The organism is Clostridium sp. HCS.1, assembly GCF_047900555.1.
GTDB lineage: Bacteria > Bacillota > Clostridia > Clostridiales > Clostridiaceae > Clostridium.
In genome coordinates, this window is record NZ_CP170704.1 from 3,261,041 (window position 1) to 3,284,436 (window position 23,396).

The window sequence follows — 23,396 nt, forward strand, 5'->3', positions numbered from 1 at the left end:
TTTACTTTTAAACTGCTCGGTAAGTGGGAATTTATGGAGGTGAATAATATGCCCAAATATAAGATTGTAATGCAATATTCAGACGGAACAAGCGAAGAAGAGGATGATATTTTTGATTCAAAAGAAGCTGCTGAAGAATATGCTTGTTATTTAGTTGGATGTTGTAGTGATGGAGCGGAGACTTTAAACTTATCTAATCCTGGGGATTATCCAATTGATGAATATGAAGATCCAGATTATGAAATAATAGAAATTTATGATTAAATTTAAAAAGGACATGATGATGAATTTACTTATTACTTTGACATGATTGATAAATCAATAGTCTTTAATATATGAAAATCTTCTGCTGACCGACGAGATACATATATAAGTTGGTGGTAATGTATTTAAAATAAAAAACTAGAGTGTTAAAGATTATGAGTATTTAACAAATTTCAATTTAGCGATTAGAGCTTGAGTAACAATCTTAAACTATTGAGAACTAGTTAAACAATTTGTTCTTAGAAAATTAAATAGTACGGTATTTACAAAATATTTTATAATTAACTCATAATTGTATTGAATTAAGGATTAAAAGACATAATTTTAAAAAAGGGGAAATAAGATGAGAAAAAATATAATTATTTTAATATTAACACTTACTTTAATATTAACAGGATGTACAATAAATAAAAATTCTAAAGTTAAGACGGAAATTGAAAATATTAATACTCAAATTGATTCTGAAGTAAATAGTAATTCAAATGATAGAGAGAATAAGGATTCAACTATCAATTCAAGAAATATAATAAGTAATAAAAAAGAGGTTGCGACTATTAAAAGCAATAAGAATACACCAAATCTCGAAGTTAGAAATAAAGCCATTTCAGAAGAGTATATACGAGCTATAGGTATAGTTAAAGAATTTTGTAGAAACAATTCACTAGAAATAAAATATATACAACCTATTAGCGATAAAATTTCTAGTCTTAAAGATTTTCCTAATGATGAACACTATATATTACTAAATAATTTAGCAACTTTAGGGGCAGAGACAATTCAATATTTTACTGATGAAGAAAATTTAAATATTGATTTAAGTATAAATACTACTGATGCATCTGGCGATAATGAATTTAGAAATCTAATACTTGAAGATAAAGTATTAGATTATGATAAGTTGAATGACTATATTAAAAATATTTATTCAGGAGAATATAACTCAGACAGTGTATTTTTAAATAAAATTGATGATAATAAATATGAAGTAATTAGAATAGAGAATAATAATTGTTATTATAACCTAGTTTATGATCCTCTATTTTAATTTAAATTATAAAAGATATAGAAGAATATAAAAGTTAAGAAAAAAATTAATATTAATCATTAAAAATATCGTATTATTCAAAAGGAATATGCGGTGTTTTTTAGTTAGTAATTCAGAAAAAGTAATGCATAATGGATATTTATGAAATCACTCAGAAAAGATGAGTTATAAAAATATAAATTCTAAATAAATTTGATTCTTAATTCTTTCATGCTGATTTTGCGAATGCAAAAGAGAAGCTTCATTCTTTAATTTTTTAATTTTTCAAAACTCCCTAAGGAGTTTTTACCATAATTATGCATTGTGCATTACGCATTATGCATTTTAAATGTGCATTACCCATTATTCATTATTCATTAAAAAAGCTGGTCTATAAAACTATAGCCAGCTTTCTCTATTTATACAATTATTTTAGTTCTTTTAGTACTTCTAATAAGTATTCCCAAACATTTTTTACTGATGAAATACTCATATGTTCTTGTGGTGTGTGAACATCATAAAGACTTGGTCCAAAGCTTATCATATCAAGCTTTCCTAGCTTTTCATTAAATAATCCACATTCAACTCCTGCATGAATTGCTACTATCTTAGCATCTTTTCCATACATTCTCTTATAAACGTCTTGGCATAATACTCTTACCTTAGATTCACTATCATATTGCCATTCTGGATATCCAGCTGTAGTTTCAAAGTCTGCACCTAGTAAATCAGCTACAGTTTTACATCTTAAAACTATTTCGTCTTTTAATGATGCAACTGAACTTCTAATTGCACTATCGTATTCAACAATATCACCCTTAGTTGATACTACTCCTAAGTTTGTTGAACTTTCAACTAAATCTTCTATTTCAACGCTATTTGTATTTATTCCATTTGGAATTAAATAAAGTAGGTTTACTGCTTTTTCAGTATCAACTCTTGTAAATAGTTTTTCTACTTTTTCAGTGTTTTCTAATATAGAAACCTTCACTCCTGGATCTTGAGTTTTTAGTTCATTTACTAATACTTCAGTCCATGAATTAATTATTTCTTTAGCCTTTTCAACATCTTCTGATTTTAAAGCTATTATAGCATCTGCTTCTCTTGGAATTGCATTGTTTTTAGAACCTCCATGAAGTGATGCTAATTTATAATCTATAGGTAGTAATGATTTTAAAACTCTACCCATAATCTTATTAGAGTTTCCTCTTTCTTTGTTAATTTCCATACCTGAGTGACCACCTTTTAGTCCTCTTATAGCGATATGTAAAAAGTTATTGTAATTACCTACTTCTTCTAAATTAACCTTTAATAAATGTTTACTTCTTACTCCACCAGCACAGCTTACTAATAAGTGTCCTTCTTCTTCATTATCTAAATTCAATAAAATCTTGCCAGTTATATGTTCTTTTGATACTGCCATTGCTCCTGACATTCCAGTTTCTTCATCTGTAGTAATTAATACTTCTAGTGGTGGATGTGGAATGTCTGTAGAATCTAATATAGCTAGTGAGTATGCCACTGCTATTCCATTATCAGATCCTAAAGTTGTATCAGTTGCATAAATCATATCATCTACAACTCTTAATTTTATTGGGTCCTTTTCAAAGTCATGTTCTGTTCCTTTATTCTTTTCACAAACCATATCCATATGGCCTTGAAGAATTACTGTTTCAGAATTTTCATATCCCTTTGTTCCTGGCTTTTTAATTATTACATTTAAAGCCTCATCTTGATATACTTCTAAATTAAGCTTTTTAGCTACACTTACTAAATAATCACTTATAGCCTTTTCATTTCCTGATCCTCTTGGTATTTGTGAAATTTCTTCGAAATATTGAAAAACCCTTTTAGGTTCTAAATTTTGTAAAATATTCATTTTATCCTCTCCTTTACTGCTAAATTATGTTAGAATGATATTATAAATTAAGTATATCATAGTATATATGATACTTAAATTATATTTTTTTATTATACTTATTCAGAATTTTCACAAATTTTATGTTTTGAGGTGATATTATGCAAAAAACAAAAATGATTTTTACAATTGGTCCTGCAAGTGATAAAGAGGAAATTTTAAGAAAATTTATTCAAATAGGTATGAGTGTAGCAAGATTAAACTTTTCTCATGGGACTCATGAAACACATAAAGAAAAAATAGATCTTATAAAAAAAATAAGGGAAGAACTTAATTCTCCAACAGCAATTATGCTCGATATTAAAGGTCCAAAAATTAGAACTCATAACTTCATTAATGATGGTGTAACACTATTTGCAGATAATGAGTTTTCTTTTATTTGTGATGATGAAATATTAGGCGATAATAAAAGATGTACTGTTTCTTATAAAGATTTATATAAGGATGTTAAAGTAGGCGGAGAAATTTTAGTAGATGATGGATTATTGAGATTTAAGATAAAAGAAGTAGTTGGTAAAGAGATTAAATGTATAGTTACAGTTGGTGGAATGATAAAAAATCATAAGGGTGTAAACGTTCCTAACGTAAAAATTAATCTTCCATCAATAACTGAAAAAGATAAAGAAGACTTAATATTTGGATGCGAAAATAAAGTGGATTTCGTTGCAGCTTCTTTCATTAGAAAAGCTTCTGATATAGAAGATGTAAGAAATGTTTTAAAATCTCATGGAGGGGATTATATCCAAATTATTGCCAAAATAGAAAACCAAGAAGGCGTTGATAACATAGATGAAATTATAGAAGCTTCTGATGGAATTATGGTAGCTAGAGGAGATATGGGCGTTGAAATACCTATCGAGAAAGTGCCAATAATTCAAAAGAAAATAATTAGAAAATGTAATGAAGCTGGCAAAATAGTTATTACAGCTACTCAAATGTTAGATTCTATGATAAGAAATTCTCTTCCAACTAGAGCTGAAGCTTGTGATATTAGTAATGCTATCTTTGATGGTACTGATGCAATAATGTTAAGTGGAGAAAGTGCTAGTGGTAACTATCCTATAGAAGCTGCTGAGATGATGTCTAAAATTGCAATAGAGACTGAGGCAAATTTAGATTATAACTATTTAAATAAGAGATTAAAAGAACCTTCTTTATCTTCTTTTTCTGAAGCTATTAGCTATTCTGCATGTAGAAGTTCAAATCTATTGCATGCAAAAGCTATTGTTGCAGCTACTAATAGTGGTGCTACAGCAAAACTTATATCAAAGTATAGACCAAAATCTCCAATAATAGCTATAACTCCATATGATGAAGTTAGAAGAGGCTTAAATCTTAATTTTGGTATATACCCAGCAAAATGTGATGTATTCACAACTACTGATGAAATATTAAGTGAAGCAAAGAAGGTTGCAACTAATTTATCCTTTGCTGAAAAAGGTGATGATATTATTGTTGCTGCAGGAATGCCTAGTGCCATTACAGGTGGAACTAATATGCTAAAAATCGAAAAATTATAGATTTATCTTGATTATTAAGTTCATTAATTTTCATAGTATTTAAAAATTACACTCATAAGTTGTAATATTGGGCTGCGGTACTAGATAACAAGTCCGCAGTCCTTTTTTCTATATATTTAGATATTGCTTCAGATAAATTCTTAATTTTTCTATAATCTATTAAGTTTGGCTTATCATTTTCATTCAATATAAATTCTCCAATCCCCTTTTGTGCAATATGAATATTCGGATAACCATTTTGTTCGAATGGAACATAATCACTAACTCCATAACCTTGTTCATATGCATCCTTAGATTTTTCTGTAGAAAAATCATCTACATAGTCTATCTCATATTCTCCTAATACTTCTTTTATTCCCGAATATAATTTTTTTGATTCTTCTAAGCGACTTAAGTTCTTTAATCCTAATCCACTAGAATTAATTGAATCTTTTATTCCTATACAATCTATATTAATATTATAGACATTCTCATAATTTAGTTCAGATAGTTTTAATACAAAATCTTCACTTCCCTTATACCCGCTCAGTTCAGCGTTTGTCATTAAAAATATTACATCTTGATTAAGCTTATTTGTCTCTGAAAATTCTTTTAGATTTTTTGCTATTTCAATTACTGATGAAACTCCTGATGCATTATCAACTGCACCATTACACCAAGCATCAAAGTGAGCAGTTATTATAATAGCCTTTTTACTATCTTCACCACTTATTTTGCCAACTACATTATTAATATTCATTCCACCACAATTAAAACTATTAAGATATGAATTTTCGAAAACAAACTCTAAATTCATTTCATTATATAAATTATTAATGTACTCTGATGCCTTTTTATTTCCATCAGTTTTATATTCCCTGTCTTTAATTTCATCGGAACATAAATAATTTATAACTTCTTTAATATCTGAAACTTCCTTATTTCTTTCTTTATTAATGAATATTAGACTTAACGAAAATATAATAAAAATTATTATAATAACTTTTTTCATCTCTTCTTCTCCTAAAATAAATAATAATATATACTATTCTTTATTTATAATTAATATAACTTTTAATATATAAATCAATTATAAAAAAGGAACTCAAAATAAAATGAGTTCCTTCATTAATTCACTGTTATTATCTTTTATATATTAAAATAATCCTTTAAATAAATCTCCTAAGGATACACCTTCATCGTTATCATTGTATTGTAAATATTCCTTAGATTTTTCTTCAGCATCTTTTATAGTTAAAGAAATTCTCTTGTTTTCCTTATTAACATCTAATACTTTAACCTTTACTTTTTGTCCTAATTTTAATACATCTGAAGGTTTTGCAATATTTTCTTCTGTTATTTCATTTATATGAACTAAACCTTCAACTCCAGGGAATAATTCTACAAAGGCACCGAAATTTAATAAATTTACTACCTTTCCATCTAAAACATCCCCTAATTTTAATTTTTCTCCATTTTTAGTCCATGGATCTTCATTTATATCTTTTAGAATTAAAGAAACTCTTTGATTTTTAGTATCTACTTCTCCAACAAATACTTCCACATTGTCTCCTTCTTTAACAACATCTTCTGCTCTATTAACTCTTCCCCAAGATAAATCATTTAAGTGAATTAATCCAGTTACTCCACCAATATCAACTAATGCACCTGCTTTTATTATTTTTCTAACTACTCCTGTTCTCTTTTCACCAGACTTAATTGATTTCCATAATTCTTTTTTATTCTTTTCAAATATCTCATCTTCTATTACTCTTCTTGAAGCAACTATTTTTCTTGATTTAAAATCTAATTCAATTATTTTAACTTCTAATTCTTTTCCTATATAATCAGCTAAATTAACTCTTTCTCTTGAAACTAAAGATGCAGGAATAAATAATCTTATATTTCCATAATAAGCTACTAATCCACCTTTAACTTCTTCTTTAACATAGACTTTTATTATTTCTTCATTATCAAAAGCCTTTTCTATATCTTCTCTTTCAGTTATTTCTAAAGCCTTTATTCTTGATAATTGAACATATCCTTCTCCGTCATTTGGTGATAAGACATAAACTTTAATTTTATCTCCAATGCTTACAACTTCTCTAGGATCTTTATCTATGTTAGTTAGTTCATTTTTTTCTATAACTCCATCAAAGGCATAATTAATATTAACCATAACTTCTTTATCATTAACATCTATTACTTCACCATCTAATATATCTCCAGTTCTTATTCTCTTAACGTCAAACTCTTTTAATAAGTCACCCATTGTTCCTTCTAAGTTTTGATTATCCATGTATTTCACTCCTTAAAATATGTTATATACTATTATAATTTTAATTTAATATGATATTGATTACAACCCTTTATACTTATTAACTTTTTAGAAACTCTTAATCTATCATAAAATGTTGTTTTAAATAATCCCTAACTTTTAATAAATCTTTGAAAACTCTTACATTCTCTGGTCTTGTAATAATAAACTCTTCAGGATTTTTCAATAATGGATATTTTCCTTTATAGGTTGGTAAGTTAGATATATCATCTGGAATTAAAAACGGTGTAATATTTCCTTTCAAGGCAGCTTTAATACCTACAATAGAATCTTCTAAGACTAAAGCATCTTCAGGTAGAACATTTGCTTTTTCACAGGCCTTTAAAAATATTTCAGGATTTGGTTTTCCAGTATGAACCTCATCTCCCGCTACAATAATATCAAATACATCTGGCATATCTTCAATTTTAAAATAGTATTCAATTTTCTCTCTGCTTGTAGAAGAAGCTAACGCTGTTTTAAAATTATTTCTCTTTAGAAACTCCAATAATTCTAATAAGCCTTTTTTCTTATATACGCGTTTTTCATCACTTAAAATTCTTTCTCTATATAATATAATTTTATCTCTCCATTCTGAAGTAGGAACATCATTTCCGTATAACTCTTTCATTCCCTCACGAATCTCAGGATCTCTACGTCCAGTCAAATAGTAATATACGGAAGGATTTACTGTAAAATCAAAATATTTAGCTCCTTCTAAATATGCACGATATGACATTACTCCTGTATCAAACATTAATCCATCCATATCAAATATAACTAATTTAGGTTTTTTCATAATTAAATACTCCCCCTTAAAAAAAAAGCCGTGCAATAATGCACTAAGCTTTAATTTTATCAACTAATGATTTTAACAAGTTGCTTGTCTTTTCTTTACCTTCCTCTTTAATCATTTTTTCAGAAATAATAAAAGATCCACCAACAGCTAAAATATTATCATTACTAACATAATCCATAAAGTTGTCTGCATTAATTCCTCCTGTTGGCAAGAATTTCACATCATAGAATGGTCCACTTAATGCTTTAATCGCTTTTAAACCACCATAAATATCTGCTGGGAAATACTTTACAACATGAAGTCCATAACTAACGACTTTTTGAATATCAGTTGGAGTTGCTGTTCCAGGGAAAACTGGAACTTTGTTTTCAATACAATATTCGATTATCTCTGGAATCACTGCTGGAGAAACTATAAAACTTGCTCCGTTTTCAATTGCATTTTTAGCTTGTTCTAGTGTACGTACAGTTCCTGCTCCAACAATCAACTTACCAGATTGTGAAAGCTTATTAATTGCTTCTAAAGCCAAATTGCTTCTAAATGTAACTTCTATAAAAGGTACATCATTCTGCAAAAGAATCTCTTCCAAATCATCTAAATACTTCAAATCAGTCGCAGTATAAAGCGGTAATAACTTTATTTCTCCTAATTTTTTATATACATCTCCATTTATACTCATTACTCTTGCTCCAATCCATTTTCTTTTTGAGATTTTGTAATAGCCTCATACAATCCTTTTAAGTAAGTGAAACCTAATGCACGATCATATAAACCATATCCTGGCATTGCTACTTCATCCCAAATTGAGCGTCCATGATCTGGACGGATAACTCCATCAAATTTAACATCTATAAGAGCCTTCATAAGTGCATACATATCTAATGAACCATCAACACTTAAGTGAGCAGATTCTCTAAATTTTTGTTTTCCTAAAAATTCAACATTTCTTAAATGTACAAATTGAATTCTATGTCCTAACTCATGTATAACTTTAACTAAATCTGTTTCTGGATTTGCTCCTAAAGATCCTGTACAAAGTGTTACTCCATTATAAGGAGAATCAACAATATTTATTATTCTTTTATAATCCTCTAAATTTTTTGTTACTCTTGGAAGATTAAAGATTTCCCATGGTGGATCATCCGGATGAATCCCCATTTTCACATCAACTTCCTCACAAACAGGAATAACTTTTTTTAGAAAATATGCAAGATTGTCAAATAAATCTTCTTCTGTAATATTTTCATACATTTCCATCAATTTGTTGAACTTTTTAAGACGTTCTTCTTCCCATCCAGGTAATTTAAAACCATTAGACTGACTATTTATAAGTTGGAACATCTCACTAGCATCCATATTTTCTACTACAGCTTGGTCAAATACTAATGAATAACTTCCATCTGGATTTTCATATTTTAAGTTTGTCTTTGCCCATCCAAAAATTGGTTTAAAGCTATAACATACTAAATGAATATCACATGCTGCTAAATTTCTAATTGTTTGTATGTAATTATCAATATAATGATCACAATCTTTTGTTCTTGCTTTAATTGCATCATGAACTGCAACGCTTTCAATACCAAGTAACTCCAAGCCTTCTTTTTCAATTGAAGCCTTAAATTCTTTAATTTCATCAATTTCCCAAACATCTCCAGGTAACTTATTTAATAAGGTGCCTACAACGCCATCTGTCCCTGGAATTTGTCTGAAATGTTTTAAAGGAATAGAGTCTTTCGCTCCATACCATCTAAATCCCCACTTCATTTTATACCTCCATTAAAAATCATCATCTTCATCAACCTCATTAGCATCTGCATCAACAGGAGCATGCCATGAACCAACAGATTCTTTTGCTTGTTCCTCAGCTGACTTTGCAACTAGTTCAATTTTGGTTCCTAAAATTTGATGATTGATTATTTCCAATAACATAGGTAAGTTAACTCCACCAATAATATAAACATTATCTTTTAGTTCTGGATCTAACTGATTTGTAACAAGAACTGATTGATTATATGGACTTGCACTAATTAAATCAACCAATACCACAACACCATCACCTTGATTTACTTCTAAAATAGCGTCATTTATCTTCTTACCAAGTTGCTCAACATCATCTCCTGCATTTAAATTTACAGTTGTGATATTCTCTACATTCCCCATAATAACTTCAGCTGCGTCTTTTATACCGTTACTAAAACTACCATGTGTGGCAACTACAATTCCTAACATAAATCAATCTCCTTTTATATATTATTTAACAATTCTATTGCTTGATTAAAGTTATCATAATTTAAACTTTTCTGATTTAATTTTGACTTATCTAAATAAAATTCTTTATTTTCATTTATATCAGCACAAAATAAATAATTGATTTGATCTTTAGGTGCTATATATCGGATTCCCTTAGAGTCAGCCATGTCCTTTTTAAATTGTTGACCCATTACATTTAAAGTGGCATCTGCTCCAATAGAATCTAAGTAATAAACCTTTGCACTCTTTTTTATAGATTTCATTAAGAAATCTAAGCCTTGTTCTCCATAACATCCTTCATCTATAAATGCATAAGCTACTTTCTTTTTGTTTTTATTCTCTGTTAACATCTGTAGTAAACAAAGTACTGAAGATGTATTTCTAATTAAACTCTTTCTATTCCACATACCCTTTGATAGCTTTGACAAAATAAAGAAATATCCACCATATATTGCTACAAGGCATAAGGTTTGTAGAGAAAATAAAACAAATGGTGCAGTAATTAATTTCATGTATAAAAGTGTCCCTATAATCCCCACTAAAACCCACATTATAGATGTATAAAGAACTGCTTTTGTTGTTTGTTTTTGTTGCTTACCTCTATCAAAAAATATATAATCTCCTAAATGGGTTGGAGGTGTATCATAATAAGTACAAAAGATTTGATCTGCATTTTCAATATCTCCAATATACACATTTCGTGTACTATATTTTTTTTGATTACTATATTCAATTACGGAAATATCTTTTCGTACCTGTGATATATCTGCTACAAGTGCTTTTAAAAATCTAGTTTTCTCTTTATTACTATTCCTTGAGCGATACATAAAAGAGTACCTCGCTATTCTATCTTTTAAAATATCATCCATGATAAACCTCCAATTTTTATTATAAGAAAGATAGTGGTCTTTAATTTAAAAACAATTATTTAAATTTATTAATAACATCCTTTAATTCTGTCTTAGGAGCAGAAGGAGTTGCTTGGAAATATATATTCTCTACTCCATATTTGTCTCTCATTTCTACTAGTCTATCTACATCCTCTTTATTCATATAAACAGATTTTGTAACTAGTAAATCCTTATTTGTATCCTTTTGAGCAACACCTCCGATATTTAATTCTTTCATTGGTATTCCATGTTTAACTAAGTCGTACATAACCTTTACAGTTTTTGCTAATAAGATGCAATTATAATCTTTGAACTTATATTCATCCCAATAAAATTTAGCTTTTTCTGGTGTAATTACTATTGTTTTTTGTCCAGTACGACTTCCTGCATTTTTATATAAATCTCTCATGAAGCTATCTTTTGCTACAACTTCATCCACTACAAAGATTGAATTTACTCCACTCTTTTGTGAAAGAGTCATCATAACTTGTCCATGAATTAAACGCTCATCTACTCTTGCTAAATTTATAACACCCATTTTTCAAATCTCCTTTTATTTTATAGAATTCTAAAACCAGCTAATACAATTAAAATTAATGTTAACCATAATAATGCTTTTGTAACTTTTAAACCTTTTTTATTGTAGTACCAGTAAACTCCCATAACTACTGTTAATGGTAAAATACCAGGAACAATCTTATCTAAAAGCTCTTGGAAAATAAATTCTTTTCCAGAAATTGTGAATTGTAATGATGAAGTAACTTTTACATAGTTACCTGCTAAAATTCCCATCATGTATAAACCTAAAACAGATAAAGTATCGATTGCAGTTTGAACACCTGTGCTTGCCATTAATCCTGTTGCATTACGTCCCATAGTAAATGCTTGACGAGCAAAGAATACACCTAATAAAACTTGGTAAATTGCAAAACAAATGAATGGGAATAATGCCCCCATTGCACTACCTTGTTGAGCCCAACCAACTGCAATTGCAATAAAGATATATTGTACTGTTCCTGAGTCAATTGCATCACCTATTCCTGCAAGTGCACCCATTAAACCAGCTTTTGTGTTATACATTAAATCATCTTGCATTGTTATTTCTGAATGTTCATATTCTTCTTTCGCACGTTGTGCTTCCATAGAAGCCATTAAACCAGTAATAACTCCACCACCCCAGCTTAACTGAGTATTGAAGAATAATAATTGTCTTTTATAAGCAGCTTTTAATGAATCATCATCTTTGTATAGCTTCTTTAAAATCGGCATCATTGCATATAATAAAGATGATGCTAGATATCTATCAAATGAATGAGGAATTTCATTAGCAAAATGCCATCTTAAATATGCTTTAGTAACATCTTTTTTTGTTATCTCTTCTGGAGCTGCATTAGCTCTTTTTTTATTATCTATCATTTTATCCTCTCCTTAAAATCCATCATCATAATCATCTTCATCTAATGTCTCTGTACCATTAGCACTAGCTTTAACTGGTACATTCTTTCCCTTTTGAGACATAATGAAAATTAAAGCAATTAATACACCAAATACAGCATAAGTTACCATTGTAATATTTAATGACTTTAATGAAACACTCATAAAATATGCTAAGAAAAAGAATACTAAATAGTCCTTACGTCCAATTACATAAACTGTTGTTGCAATACCGATAGCTGCTAATCCACCACCAACAACTTCAAGAATATGAATAATAACGGTTCCTTCTAAGGCATTAATTGCATCTGCAATCATTGGTGCCCCAAAATATAAAGCTATAAATACTAGTGGTACGAATAAAACAAATGATGCAATTGTAGGTAAAGTAATAATTGATCTTCTAATAGCTCTATCATTTAAATCTTCTACAGCTTTATCTGTATATTTACCTAAGAATGTATTGATGAAAAAACGGAATTGATATAAATAACTTCCTAATAGACCAACTGGTACTGCAACTGCAATAGCTGCTTCAGGTTGTAAATCTCCTAATAAAGCAACCGGTACTGCAATAGCTGCTGCAATAGCTGGCTCTGATGGCATTGATCCTCCTGGTGAGAAAACCCCCATATAAATCATTTGTAACGCTGCAGTAACAATCATTGCTTGGGAAACATCTCCCATAATAATACCAACAACTAAACCTGTCATTAAAGGTGAAAATCTAAGCGTTAATGTAGCTCCTCCACCTAACCATCTTGACATAACCGCTCCAACCCATAGTGCGATTAAAAAACTCTGTAATACACTTAAAGTTTCCATTACTCTCCTCCTATATTTTTACATATTTTTCTAAATCAATAATTGCTTTTTTCAAAATCTCTGGTGTAATTTCTATAGGTATTAAATGCACCTTCTCTTTTGAATCAATAAAAGCAACTATATCATTAATAACTTTGTCATCTTTTGGATACAATCCCATATCATGTAGAGATACAGGTAAATCCAAATCAGAATAGAAAGGCATTAAAGAATCAATCGTAGACCACTTGCCTTCTAAAGCTAGTTGATATAAAACCCCATAAGCCACCTTTTCACCATGAAGGTATGAATGACTTTCTGGAATATACTTCGCTATTGCATCATGCATAGCATGGGCTGCCGAATTACGGGCATATTTATCTCCTAAGCCTCCACATAAGCCTGCAATTGCTATCACAATTTCAGACAAATGTACAAACTCTTCTGAAACAATATTATTTTCCATATCTTTTATTGCTTTAGCAGAATGTTTTACAATTGAATCATTACATAATTTTGCAGTATAACTTGCTAATTGTAAAAATGGTTCATTAATTAAATGTTTTTGAGCCAGAATAGATTCTGATTCATACCATTTTGCAATTGTGTCTGCTAAACCTGCAATAAAGTAACGTACTGGGGAATCAATGACCAAATATGGATCTGTAATTAAGAAAACAGCTTGTCTCATATAATGCTCAGTTTTTCCTTCTGATTCTCCACTTTCTTTATACATAACAGATAGAGGTGTCCAAGGTGCACAGTTACTAACCAAAGTTGGAACTACGCCATATTTAACATTGCAAATATGAGCAGCATATCCAACAAGATCTGCAAGTTTCCCGCCACCAACTCCAATAATGAAATCTATGTCGTTTTCTTGAACAGATTTTTCTATTAAATTTGCACCATAATAGCTACATTCCCCTGTATATTGATGATAGAAAACATTTTGTTCTATCTTCTCTAAAAAACTCATTTTAGGCTTTGCTTTTTCCCAAGAAATTGTTCCATGTACAATCAAAATATTCTTTGATTTATGTTCTTTTAATAATTCTGGAATAAAATCAATTGCACCTTCATGATACATATAGAATTCAGGTCCAACTTTAACCTTTAAATCTCTCAACATTCCAATCACCTTCACTATTTAATAAATTTGCTTTTTGACTGAATTGCCCTTTCTGGTAGCAAACCTTGAACTATTTGTTCAACATCTGTTACACATTTATTTCCCATTTGCTCTAGGCATTCTAGAGTATAAGCTGACGTATGAGGAGTCATTACAACATTATCAAAAGCTAAATATGGATGACTCTTTCTTCCTGGCTCTTCTTCTAAAACATCTGTTGCGAAACCAGCAATTTTTCCAGATTTCAATCCCTCAACAACTGCATTTTCATCCAGTAATGCTCCTCTTGCACTATTCGATATATAAACATCATCTTTCATTTTTTCTATTTCTTTTTTAGAAATCATATGATAATTTTCTTCAGTTAAATTTGCACAAAGACAAATAATATCAGAAGAAGCCAACAATTCATCTAATTCAACTTTTCTTGCTCCATAACTCTGCAAATATAACTCTGACTTGTATGGGTCATAAGCCAAAACATTACATCTAAAACCATTTCTAACAATCTCTACTACACAACTTCCTGTGTTACCAACCCCAATAACACCTACTGTTTTATTGAAAAGCGTATGCCCAACAAATTTAGCTCGATCTTCCCAACGATCCGCTTTAACTCTATTGCTAGATTCCACTGTTTTTCTTAATACAGCCAGCAAATTAGTAATGTTATTTTCTGCGACTGCGTCCCGTTCTACTAAAGCGGGAACTATTGTAACAACAGTATCATGTTCTTTTGCTGCATCGATATCAATGTTGTTATATCCAATTCCATGACGTGTAATCAGCAAAAGCTCATCTTTATAATCAAAAAACTCTTTAGTAAAGAATGGGGTTACACTTGCAATGATAATATTGTATCCACTTAATAAATTTGCAAGTTCTTTTCCATGTATTTCATTATCAACTTGAAAATAATCAACAGATCCTATTTTCTTCAAACGATCAATTTGTTCAGGAAATACCTTTCCAAAACTACTTGAATTAACAATGGCTATTCTATACTCTCTCATACTTATTCATCCTTCTTTACAACAGCATGTCCGCCAAATCCGTTTCGTAAAGCCGAAACAACCTTTGCAGAAAAACTATCATCTTCCTGAGACAAGTTACGCATAAACAAGCTCAAAGCAATTGTTGGTACTGCAATTCCCATATCCAAAGCAGTTTCAATAGTCCATTTTGCTTCTCCAGATGCAGCAACAACTCCACGATAGTCTTCTAAATTTGGACTGCCTTTAAATTGTGATTCAGCAAGTTCCATCAACCAACCTCTAATAACCGATCCGTTGTTCCAAACACGTGCAACATCAGCTAGATCATAATCAAATTCACTTTCTTGAACAATTTGAAAGCCTTCACCGATCGCTTGCATCATTCCGTATTCGATTCCATTATGGATCATTTTCAAAAAGTGACCACTTCCAGATTTGCCAGTATATAAGTAACCCTTTTCAACTGAGATATCTTTGAAGATTGGTTCTATGTACTTAAATACTTCAGGATCTCCACCAATCATAGTACATGCACCACCACGTGCACCAGAAATTCCACCTGATGTTCCACAATCAAAATAGAATATTTCTTTCTCCTCAAAAGTTTTTGCACGTCTTACTGAATCCTTATAATTTGAATTTCCACCTTCAATGACAATGTCATTCGGAGAAAGTAAATCTAGTAATTTATTTAGTACAGATTCTGTAATTTCTCCTGCAGGTAACATAGACCAGATAACTCTTTTTTCAGAAAATGAAGTAATCATTTGGTCTAAATTATCAAAGGTTTCAACCCCTGCCTTTTCAGCATTTTCTTTTGCTTGGTCAGATAAATCAAATCCCACAACATCATAATTATGACTCTTTAAATTGCGTGCTATGTTTAACCCCATCTTACCAAGACCTATAACAGCTATTCTCATGTAATCTCCTCCATTTCACAAGTTAATTTTACCAAAAAACTTTTTTTGTGTAAAGGTTTTTTTAAAAAAATTTTTTTCGACAAATCAATGTGATTTTCTTTTACTTATCTCTATTTTCTGCTTATAATCTATATAAGCACTAATTTACTCATATAAAATAACAGCTATATTGAGTTAAGAATAAGTATTCTAGTTTTAATAAGCAAGATATTGACATAACTTTACAATTTGATATACTTATGACAATGTTATGTTTTATTAACCTAACAATTTTTCACAATTTTTCATGTATTATCAGACTCAATTATTCACTCATGTAAACAAAAATTTTATTTGTTTTTTATTTTATAAATTTGATTTTTGTATCTAATAGCATTTATAATATACATTACCCTAAGATTTTTACTTTTTTAAAGTTATAATATATTACCTATATAAAGGAGGTACAACATGGATGTATCTGTTAGACTTAAAATAAAGTCCTTATATAATGGATTAAGTACTAAAGAGCAAAGAATTGCAGACTATATACTTGAAAACCCTAATTTTGTGGCTCACAATTCTATCAGCGATTTATCCTCTGAACTAAATGTTGCCAGCTCTACCTTATTTCAATTTGCAAAAAAACTTGGATATTCTGGCTTTAAAGAGCTTAAGATGGCTATCTTAATTCATGAAAATACTTTTCCCAATGCAACAATTCATGAAAACATTGAAGTTGATGATAATGAGTTAACTATCGCTCAAAAAGTCTTTGATTCAAACATTAAAACCTTAACTAACACTAAGAAGATATTACAATTAGAGGATTTGAAAAAAGCAACTGAAATTATATTTAATTCAAACCTCCTATATTTCTTTGGTGTTGGTGGGTCAGGAATACTTGCAGAAGATGCCTATCATAAGTTTTTACGTTCCCCAATTCCTGTCCGTCATAGTACTGATTATCATATACAACTAATGGAGGCATCTTTATTAAAACCAGATGATTGTGCAATTTGTATCTCACATACTGGAAAATCAAAAGAGACTATTAAAATTGCTGAAACAGTAAAAAAAGTTGGTGCGAAAGTAATTGTTATCACTAGTGATGCATCCTCTCCTTTAGCTAAGATTGGAGATATTGTTTTCGTTTCAGTATCGGAAGAAATCGAATTTCATTCAGAGGCTTTATCTTCTCGTATATCTCAATTGAGCATTTTAGATTCACTCTTTGTAATTTTAATGTTTATGAATAAAGAAAAAGCACAAGAAGTTTTATCTAAAGTTAGATCAAGTATTTCTGAAGTGAAGCATAAAAATTTATAACAACAAGATTATATTCAAGTTCAAAGCACTGCTATACTTATAAAGCGGATTATTTTCCTGAATAATCCACTTTCTTTGAATATATAAATTTTTATATACGAAAATATTACATAAAAGCAAAAAATGATTGCCTTTTGGGCAACCATTTTATTTTTCTTTTATAAATACTAGATCTTTTTCTGTGGACATTTCTTCATTAAATAAATATCCATCTATATCTAGTTTTTTAATTTCTTCTATATCTTCAATTTCATTTTGTATTATATATCTAGTCATAATTCCCCTAGCTTTTTTTGCGTTAAAGGATATGATTTTATACTCATCTCCTCTTAGCTCTTTAAAGATTGGAGTTATAACATTTACTTTTTTACTTTTTCTTACTCCTTCTATAGCAGTAAAGTATTCATTTGAAGCTAAATTAATTATAGTCTTATTTTTATGGGATTGTAATTCTTCAATTAGACTTTCTTCTAACGTACTTCCCCAAAACTCGTATAAGTCCTTTAATCCATTTACCTTTAGCTTAGTACCCATCTCAAGTCTATATTCATTGATACCATCGAAAGGTCTAAGAACTCCATATAGTCCTGATAATATTCTTAAATGTTCATTAGCATAAAAAAGTTCTGAATCTGATAAACTACCTACATCCATTCCTCTATAGACATCACCTTTAAAAGCTAGAATAGCTTGTTTAGCTGTATCTAAGCTCTTAGTCCATTTTTGGAATCTATCTCTATTTAAATCTGCTAACTTTGTACTTATTTTCATAAGCTTTTCTAAAGAATAACTATCATAATTTACAATTTCATTTATTATTTCCTGCGACTTATCTAAAAACCTGGGCTCACTCATTGGTAAGTTACTATTTTGTGCTTCAAAATCTAAAGTTTTTGCAGGAGAAATAACAATTATCATAATGTTCCTCCTTTTATCTTTATTATTAGTTAAACTATATTTTTTTTAATCATTTCACTATAACAATAATTTATTATATCACTTCTCTTTATTATGCCTATAAAAATGCCTTCGTCATCAACTACAGGCACAAAATTTTGAGTTGTTGCTAAAGAAATTAAACTTTCTACATCAGCATTTATTGAAACGCTCTTGTGTTTTCTTTTTCTAGGTATATCTATTACTTTAACATTTTCTGTATTTCTAAAATTTAAATCTGGAGTATTTTTAAGCTTCCAAAGCAAATCTCCTTCTGTTAATGTTCCTACATATTTACCTTCTTTATTTATTAATGGTATAGCTGTATATCCATGATGCTCCATTCTTTCTATAACTTGTCTCATAGTTGCATCTAAATATTCGTATATCACTTCATTCTTAGGTGTTAAAAAAAATGCAATATTCATAATTTATCTTCTCCAATACTTTAAATTAAACCAAGTCATGTATAAATTTTATCACATTTTCAAGTCAATTATTTTACACTATATAAAATCTTAATAGTTAATTAATTTATTTTTTCCCCTCTTAAACTTATAGCTATAATTAATATACTCAATTTCGTCAATTATAGTAGCAATTTCATTATAAACTTCTTGTCCACTAAAGCTTTGCTTAACTATAACTTCATCAATAATTTTATTATTACACTTTTTACATTTTCCAATGGCTATAAATCTCCATTTCATTGGAATAAAATCATATTCAAAGTCTATATCTAAATTACATTTAGGACACTTACACTTTAGCTTGCTTATATCTAATTTATATTCAGCTAAATTTTTAATATCCATTGCTGGCATGTTATATATATCTTTAATAATATAATTTTTAAGAACTCTTGAGTTATATATTCTCTTAAATACTTCTGCAGTATAAACTGCATCATTTAAAGCATCATGTAGCTTACTGCTATCAACCTTAATCTTAAATTCCTCTAAAGCGCTCTTTAAACTCAAAGATTTCTTTTTTCCCAATATCTTAGTAGAATACTCTTGCAAATCTAAATAATTTTCTAGCCAATCTAAGTTATCATATTTATAGTGTATTGCATTATTAATTATCTCAATTATATCGTCTTTTGCCCAAGAACATATAATATCTCCCTCATCAATTAATTCTGATAACTTCTGAATTCCCTCTTGGAATGATAATCCATTTTCTAAATCAGTATTTGTTATTCCAGTTATTTCAGATATCTTCGGATTTAAAATTGGAATAACAGAGGGCTTAATATATGCTTTAAATTCATTAAGTGGCTTCATATAATTATCTAGTTTTATTGCCCCAATTTCTATTATTTCATTATCCAAATCAATATTTTCTAGGCTTGGATACTTTGTAAATATATCTGGATAATATTTATGTATCCCTTCTAAGTTATTGAACTCCAAATCAATTATTATAAATGCCATTTCATACCTCTCAAATTTTATACTCACAAGTATATTATGCCATTTTTCCAAATATTTTTCACTATTATTTCTACAAAAAAAATTAGGATATAAATAATATATTCCTTTCTCCGTCGCTTCGCTCCAAGTCGACGTCATATATTATTTATATCCTTATATACTGAAGGTAATAATTCCTCCCTAACTCGGAATTATGAAAAATGTTTCTCCTTATAATTTTTTTGTAGTCTGTTATTTATACTTTATATTTACTTTTCGTCGCAAGCTCCAAGTCACACCAGCATAATATATTTTCCATTTATCTCTAAAGGTAATAATTCCTCAATACTTCGGAATTATTAAAAATGTTTTACCTTATATTTTTGTAATCTGTTATTTTTACTTTATATTTATTTGCCACCTGGCAAGCTCCAAGTTGCCCTCATATATTAGTTATCATCAAAGTTTATTCCTGCAAGCTTCATTAGATGTACTGCATTTTGAGTTTTGCTTCTACCTTCTCTTAATTTATAATCAAATTTTATTTTATTATCTTCATAATACTCTTGGAAGTTATAATTTTTAAGCCATTTCCTAGTTTCTTCTAAATCGCAAAGTTCTAAGTCATGGGTTGATACTAATCCCATAGCTCCATTGCTTACTAATTGATTTATAAGGACCTTAGCTCCCTCATGTCTATCCCTTGAGTTAGTTCCTTTAAAAATTTCATCCAATAAGAAAAATACCTTTTTCCCATTTTTAGCTGCTTCTATTAATATCTTTATTCTTAGTATTTCAGCATAAAATGAAGATATGCTTTCTTCTAAATTATCTTTAGTCCTCATGCAAGTATAAATATTAAAAATACTACAGCTAAACTTTTTAGCACAAACTGGTGCTCCAATATAGCTTAATAATAAATTTACTCCTATAGTTCTTAAAAAAGTACTTTTACCTGACATATTAGAACCTGTAATTAAAGCAACTTTTCTGCTTATACCATTTTTAGAATCTAAAATAAAACTATTTGAAACTGCTTTTTCTCCTAACATTGGATGTGCTACCTCTATGGCTTCTACTTTATCTTCATTACATATTTCAGGGAAGCACCAGCTTTCAAAATCAAAGGATAAATTAGCAATGCTTGATAAAGCCTCAAACTCTCCCATAATTTCAAGCCATTCTTTTAGATTTTTACCATTTAAATTTCTCCACTCTTCTAAGTTTCTTAAAATAAATGTATCTGATAATATAGTTACATTTAATATTAGGTAGTATGCATTCCCACTACTATCTCCTAGCCAATCTACTAGGGATTTTAATGCTTTCATTTCCTTTACTGCACTTTTATTTTCATTAAATAACTTTACCTTTAATTCCTTTAGTAACTTACTTTCAAAGTTTTCATTTTCTATTAAAGTTAATATATTAGTATAAGCTTCAATATCCTTTTTATGATTGCTTAACAATGATATTATTCCATCAAGATCCTTTGTTAATATCTTTACTACTAAATAATTAACCATAAATACTAAAAGTAAATAGGTTATAGGCATTGTTCCTAAAGCTACTAAAAGAATAGATAAGATTGTCATAGCTATAAAGATATAAGGAACAATTTTTAATAGTGGTTTAATTTCTTTCTTATCTGCTGCCCAATTTAATAAATCCTCAGTATCCTTTAATCCACTTTTTTTGAAGGTAGATTTCACTTCTAACTTTTGTCTCCAGTTAATCTTTTCTCCTAACTCTTTAATAGCTTCTTGCCTATGGACTATTTCTTCCTTCTTAGGAATATATTTTAATGATATTATTTCACTTAATTTTTCTCTTCCAAACTTAGTCTTTGTGGAATTTATCATTTGAAATAATGAATTTCTTCCAAAAACATCTAAATCACTAACGAAGGGGTGTTTATCATCTAAGAACTCTTCACCTTTATCATCTTGCTCTTTGAAGTTTCCCTTTATTCTATCTATTCCTCTTTTATTAATATTAATATAGAGCTCATCTTCCTTTTTTCTTTTTATCTTTCTATTATGAAAAATAGCCACAATAATAAATATTAAAAATCCAATGATAACAGATGAAATTAAAAATATAATATTTTCTTTTTTATAAAAATAATAGGCTAATCCAATAGTTAATATAACTATCATTAATCTTATAGTTGAAATTATATTGATTATATTATTTAAAGCTTTTATATCCTGACTTTTATTTGAAATCTCTTTATTATAAAAGTTTAATGCCTTACTCATATATACACCACCTCACTTAACTATTTTACCATTTTTTTCTGTTATAACTAAAGAAATTTATTCTTCAACCCCTCTGAATTTTTAAAAGTATTAACATATTAATACTTATATAATTTTATGTATAATAAAAAATATAATGCTAGCTATGGCCATAAAAATTATAAGTCACAGTAGCATTATATTTATATTATTTTAATGAATTATATATTGTTTCTAAATTATATCTCATTCCTTCTAAGTAGCTCATGTTATCTTCCTTTGTTTCAAGGCTATATACCTTAACTACCTTAGCTCCTACTTCTTTTGCTAAAGTCTCAGCCTCTTTTTCACTAGCAGTTGATTCACTGAAAATTGTCTTAACTCCATTGTCTTTGCTATAGTTTATTAATGCTTCTAAATTTTTAGCTGTTAATTCACCTTCACCAAATACATCTGCTATACTATTTTGAGTTAAACCAAAGTCTTTACATAAGTATCCAAAAGCTGCATGTCCAGTAACAAAATTCTTATTTTCTAAACTTTTAAATTTATCTTTATATTCGTCGTATAATGAAGTAAAATCACTTTTTAACTTTTCAAAGTTTGTTTCATAGTAGTCTTTATTTTCTGGATCTATTTCTGAAAAAGCATTTTTAATATTTTCTGCTTCTATTATTGCATTACCTAGACTTAACCAAACATGAGGATCTGCTCCTCCATGCTCATGATCATGTTCTTCTTCACCTTCATGATCATGCTCATCTTCGCCTTCATGGTCATGATTATCTTCTTCTGAAATATTTATTACATCAATTCCATTGCTAGCTTCTACAACTTTAACATCTTTTCCTTCAATAGTTCCTAAAACAGAATCTATCCATTCTTCCATTTGAAGTCCATTATATATAAATATGTTCGTATTTATTAACTCTTTTAAATCCTTTGGTTTTGGATCAAAGCTATGTGCGTCACTACCATCTGGAATAATAGAAAATACTTCTACTTTATCCCCTCCAATAGCTTCTGCGAAATCCTTTAAGGGATTTATTGTAACTCCAACTCTTAATCTTTCTCCATTATTATCTTCTAAATCTTTAGTACTACACCCAGAAAAAGAAACTAATACTCCTAATATAAGTCCTAAACTTATTAATTTTTTCTTCACTATTCCACCTCATTTATGCAAATGATTTGCATTATTCATAGGTTAATTTTATAGTCTTTAGTTAATAATGTCAATACTAGTAT

General features: G+C 29.0%; 23 protein-coding genes. 4 read left to right on the plus strand and 19 right to left on the minus strand.

Translation table 11 applies throughout. The features are described from left to right. Nucleotides 1-48 precede the first annotated feature (48 nt). Nucleotides 49-264: a hypothetical protein gene (locus ACFYH6_RS15610; RefSeq protein WP_416180033.1), complete on the plus strand. Its 216-nt coding sequence runs from the start codon at nucleotides 49-51 to the stop codon at nucleotides 262-264. A gap of 343 nt (nucleotides 265-607) precedes the next feature. Further along, nucleotides 608-1,309: a hypothetical protein gene (locus ACFYH6_RS15615; RefSeq protein WP_416180032.1), complete on the plus strand. Its 702-nt coding sequence runs from the start codon at nucleotides 608-610 to the stop codon at nucleotides 1,307-1,309. Between the two features lie 406 nt (nucleotides 1,310-1,715). Here the strand turns inward: ACFYH6_RS15615 and ACFYH6_RS15620 are convergent, their stop codons facing one another. After that, nucleotides 1,716-3,167: an aminoacyl-histidine dipeptidase gene (locus ACFYH6_RS15620; protein ID WP_316345271.1), complete on the minus strand. Its 1,452-nt coding sequence runs from the start codon at nucleotides 3,165-3,167 to the stop codon at nucleotides 1,716-1,718. Nucleotides 3,168-3,307: 140 nt separating this feature from the next. Between ACFYH6_RS15620 and pyk the strand changes: the two genes are divergently transcribed. Further along, nucleotides 3,308-4,726, plus strand: coding sequence for a pyruvate kinase (pyk, locus tag ACFYH6_RS15625; protein WP_416180031.1), 1,419 nt, complete (start codon nucleotides 3,308-3,310; stop codon nucleotides 4,724-4,726). Between the two features lie 52 nt (nucleotides 4,727-4,778). Here the strand turns inward: pyk and ACFYH6_RS15630 are convergent, their stop codons facing one another. From ACFYH6_RS15630 to gnd, 13 genes are all read right to left on the minus strand, one after another. After that, complete coding sequence (locus tag ACFYH6_RS15630) at nucleotides 4,779-5,717, minus strand: M28 family metallopeptidase (protein ID WP_316345273.1); 939 nt, start codon at nucleotides 5,715-5,717, stop codon at nucleotides 4,779-4,781. 144 nt (nucleotides 5,718-5,861) lie between these two features. Continuing rightward, nucleotides 5,862-7,004: a 30S ribosomal protein S1 gene (gene rpsA / locus ACFYH6_RS15635; protein WP_416180030.1), complete on the minus strand. Its 1,143-nt coding sequence runs from the start codon at nucleotides 7,002-7,004 to the stop codon at nucleotides 5,862-5,864. A 97-nt stretch (nucleotides 7,005-7,101) separates the two neighbouring features. Further along, nucleotides 7,102-7,821 (minus strand): HAD family hydrolase, encoded by a 720-nt coding sequence (locus ACFYH6_RS15640; protein WP_416180029.1) that lies wholly within the window; start codon nucleotides 7,819-7,821, stop codon nucleotides 7,102-7,104. Between the two features lie 43 nt (nucleotides 7,822-7,864). Further along, the gene (locus ACFYH6_RS15645) at nucleotides 7,865-8,500 is read right to left on the minus strand and encodes a bifunctional 4-hydroxy-2-oxoglutarate aldolase/2-dehydro-3-deoxy-phosphogluconate aldolase (RefSeq protein WP_416180028.1); all 636 of its coding nucleotides are present in this window, start codon (nucleotides 8,498-8,500) and stop codon (nucleotides 7,865-7,867) included. Beyond that, nucleotides 8,500-9,585: a mannonate dehydratase gene (gene uxuA, locus ACFYH6_RS15650; RefSeq protein ID WP_416180027.1), complete on the minus strand. Its 1,086-nt coding sequence runs from the start codon at nucleotides 9,583-9,585 to the stop codon at nucleotides 8,500-8,502. Before uxuA ends, ACFYH6_RS15645 begins: the two co-directional genes overlap by 1 nt. 12 nt (nucleotides 9,586-9,597) lie before the next feature. Continuing rightward, on the minus strand, nucleotides 9,598-10,050 hold the full coding sequence (locus tag ACFYH6_RS15655) for a PTS sugar transporter subunit IIA (protein ID WP_416180026.1): 453 nt from the start codon (nucleotides 10,048-10,050) through the stop codon (nucleotides 9,598-9,600). Between the two features lie 14 nt (nucleotides 10,051-10,064). After that, nucleotides 10,065-10,940, minus strand: a complete 876-nt coding sequence (locus tag ACFYH6_RS15660) for a hypothetical protein (protein WP_416180025.1) — start codon at nucleotides 10,938-10,940, stop codon at nucleotides 10,065-10,067. 55 nt (nucleotides 10,941-10,995) lie between these two features. Beyond that, on the minus strand, nucleotides 10,996-11,499 hold the full coding sequence (locus tag ACFYH6_RS15665) for a PTS system mannose/fructose/N-acetylgalactosamine-transporter subunit IIB (RefSeq protein WP_416180024.1): 504 nt from the start codon (nucleotides 11,497-11,499) through the stop codon (nucleotides 10,996-10,998). 20 nt (nucleotides 11,500-11,519) lie between these two features. Then, nucleotides 11,520-12,377, minus strand: coding sequence for a PTS system mannose/fructose/sorbose family transporter subunit IID (locus ACFYH6_RS15670; protein ID WP_416180023.1), 858 nt, complete (start codon nucleotides 12,375-12,377; stop codon nucleotides 11,520-11,522). Nucleotides 12,378-12,389: 12 nt separating this feature from the next. Beyond that, complete coding sequence (locus ACFYH6_RS15675; RefSeq protein WP_416180022.1) at nucleotides 12,390-13,220, minus strand: PTS mannose/fructose/sorbose/N-acetylgalactosamine transporter subunit IIC; 831 nt, start codon at nucleotides 13,218-13,220, stop codon at nucleotides 12,390-12,392. 10 nt (nucleotides 13,221-13,230) lie between these two features. Next, nucleotides 13,231-14,331, minus strand: coding sequence for an iron-containing alcohol dehydrogenase family protein (locus ACFYH6_RS15680; RefSeq protein ID WP_416180021.1), 1,101 nt, complete (start codon nucleotides 14,329-14,331; stop codon nucleotides 13,231-13,233). Between the two features lie 14 nt (nucleotides 14,332-14,345). Continuing rightward, entirely contained in the window at nucleotides 14,346-15,344 is a 999-nt protein-coding gene (locus ACFYH6_RS15685) for a D-isomer specific 2-hydroxyacid dehydrogenase family protein (RefSeq protein WP_416180020.1), read from the minus strand. Nucleotides 15,345-15,346: 2 nt separating this feature from the next. Beyond that, nucleotides 15,347-16,249: a phosphogluconate dehydrogenase (NAD(+)-dependent, decarboxylating) gene (gnd, locus tag ACFYH6_RS15690; RefSeq protein WP_416180019.1), complete on the minus strand. Its 903-nt coding sequence runs from the start codon at nucleotides 16,247-16,249 to the stop codon at nucleotides 15,347-15,349. 450 nt (nucleotides 16,250-16,699) lie between these two features. Here gnd and ACFYH6_RS15695 point away from each other — a divergent pair, with 450 nt between their 5' ends. Continuing rightward, the gene (locus ACFYH6_RS15695) at nucleotides 16,700-17,557 is read left to right on the plus strand and encodes a MurR/RpiR family transcriptional regulator (protein WP_316343683.1); all 858 of its coding nucleotides are present in this window, start codon (nucleotides 16,700-16,702) and stop codon (nucleotides 17,555-17,557) included. Between the two features lie 147 nt (nucleotides 17,558-17,704). On the opposite strand, the gene yaaA is transcribed toward ACFYH6_RS15695, so the two are convergent. The 5 genes from yaaA to ACFYH6_RS15720 form a co-directional block, all read right to left on the minus strand. Then, nucleotides 17,705-18,475, minus strand: a complete 771-nt coding sequence (yaaA, locus tag ACFYH6_RS15700; RefSeq protein WP_316343684.1) for a peroxide stress protein YaaA — start codon at nucleotides 18,473-18,475, stop codon at nucleotides 17,705-17,707. 29 nt (nucleotides 18,476-18,504) lie between these two features. After that, complete coding sequence (locus ACFYH6_RS15705) at nucleotides 18,505-18,921, minus strand: CBS domain-containing protein (RefSeq protein WP_316343685.1); 417 nt, start codon at nucleotides 18,919-18,921, stop codon at nucleotides 18,505-18,507. Between the two features lie 90 nt (nucleotides 18,922-19,011). After that, the gene (locus tag ACFYH6_RS15710; RefSeq protein ID WP_416180018.1) at nucleotides 19,012-19,929 is read right to left on the minus strand and encodes an exonuclease domain-containing protein; all 918 of its coding nucleotides are present in this window, start codon (nucleotides 19,927-19,929) and stop codon (nucleotides 19,012-19,014) included. Nucleotides 19,930-20,357: 428 nt separating this feature from the next. After that, a complete protein-coding gene (locus ACFYH6_RS15715; RefSeq protein WP_316343687.1) occupies nucleotides 20,358-22,169 on the minus strand; it encodes a MutS-related protein in 1,812 nt (603 codons plus the stop codon). Between the two features lie 187 nt (nucleotides 22,170-22,356). Further along, on the minus strand, nucleotides 22,357-23,313 hold the full coding sequence (locus ACFYH6_RS15720) for a metal ABC transporter solute-binding protein, Zn/Mn family (RefSeq protein WP_416180017.1): 957 nt from the start codon (nucleotides 23,311-23,313) through the stop codon (nucleotides 22,357-22,359). Nucleotides 23,314-23,396 lie beyond the last annotated feature (83 nt).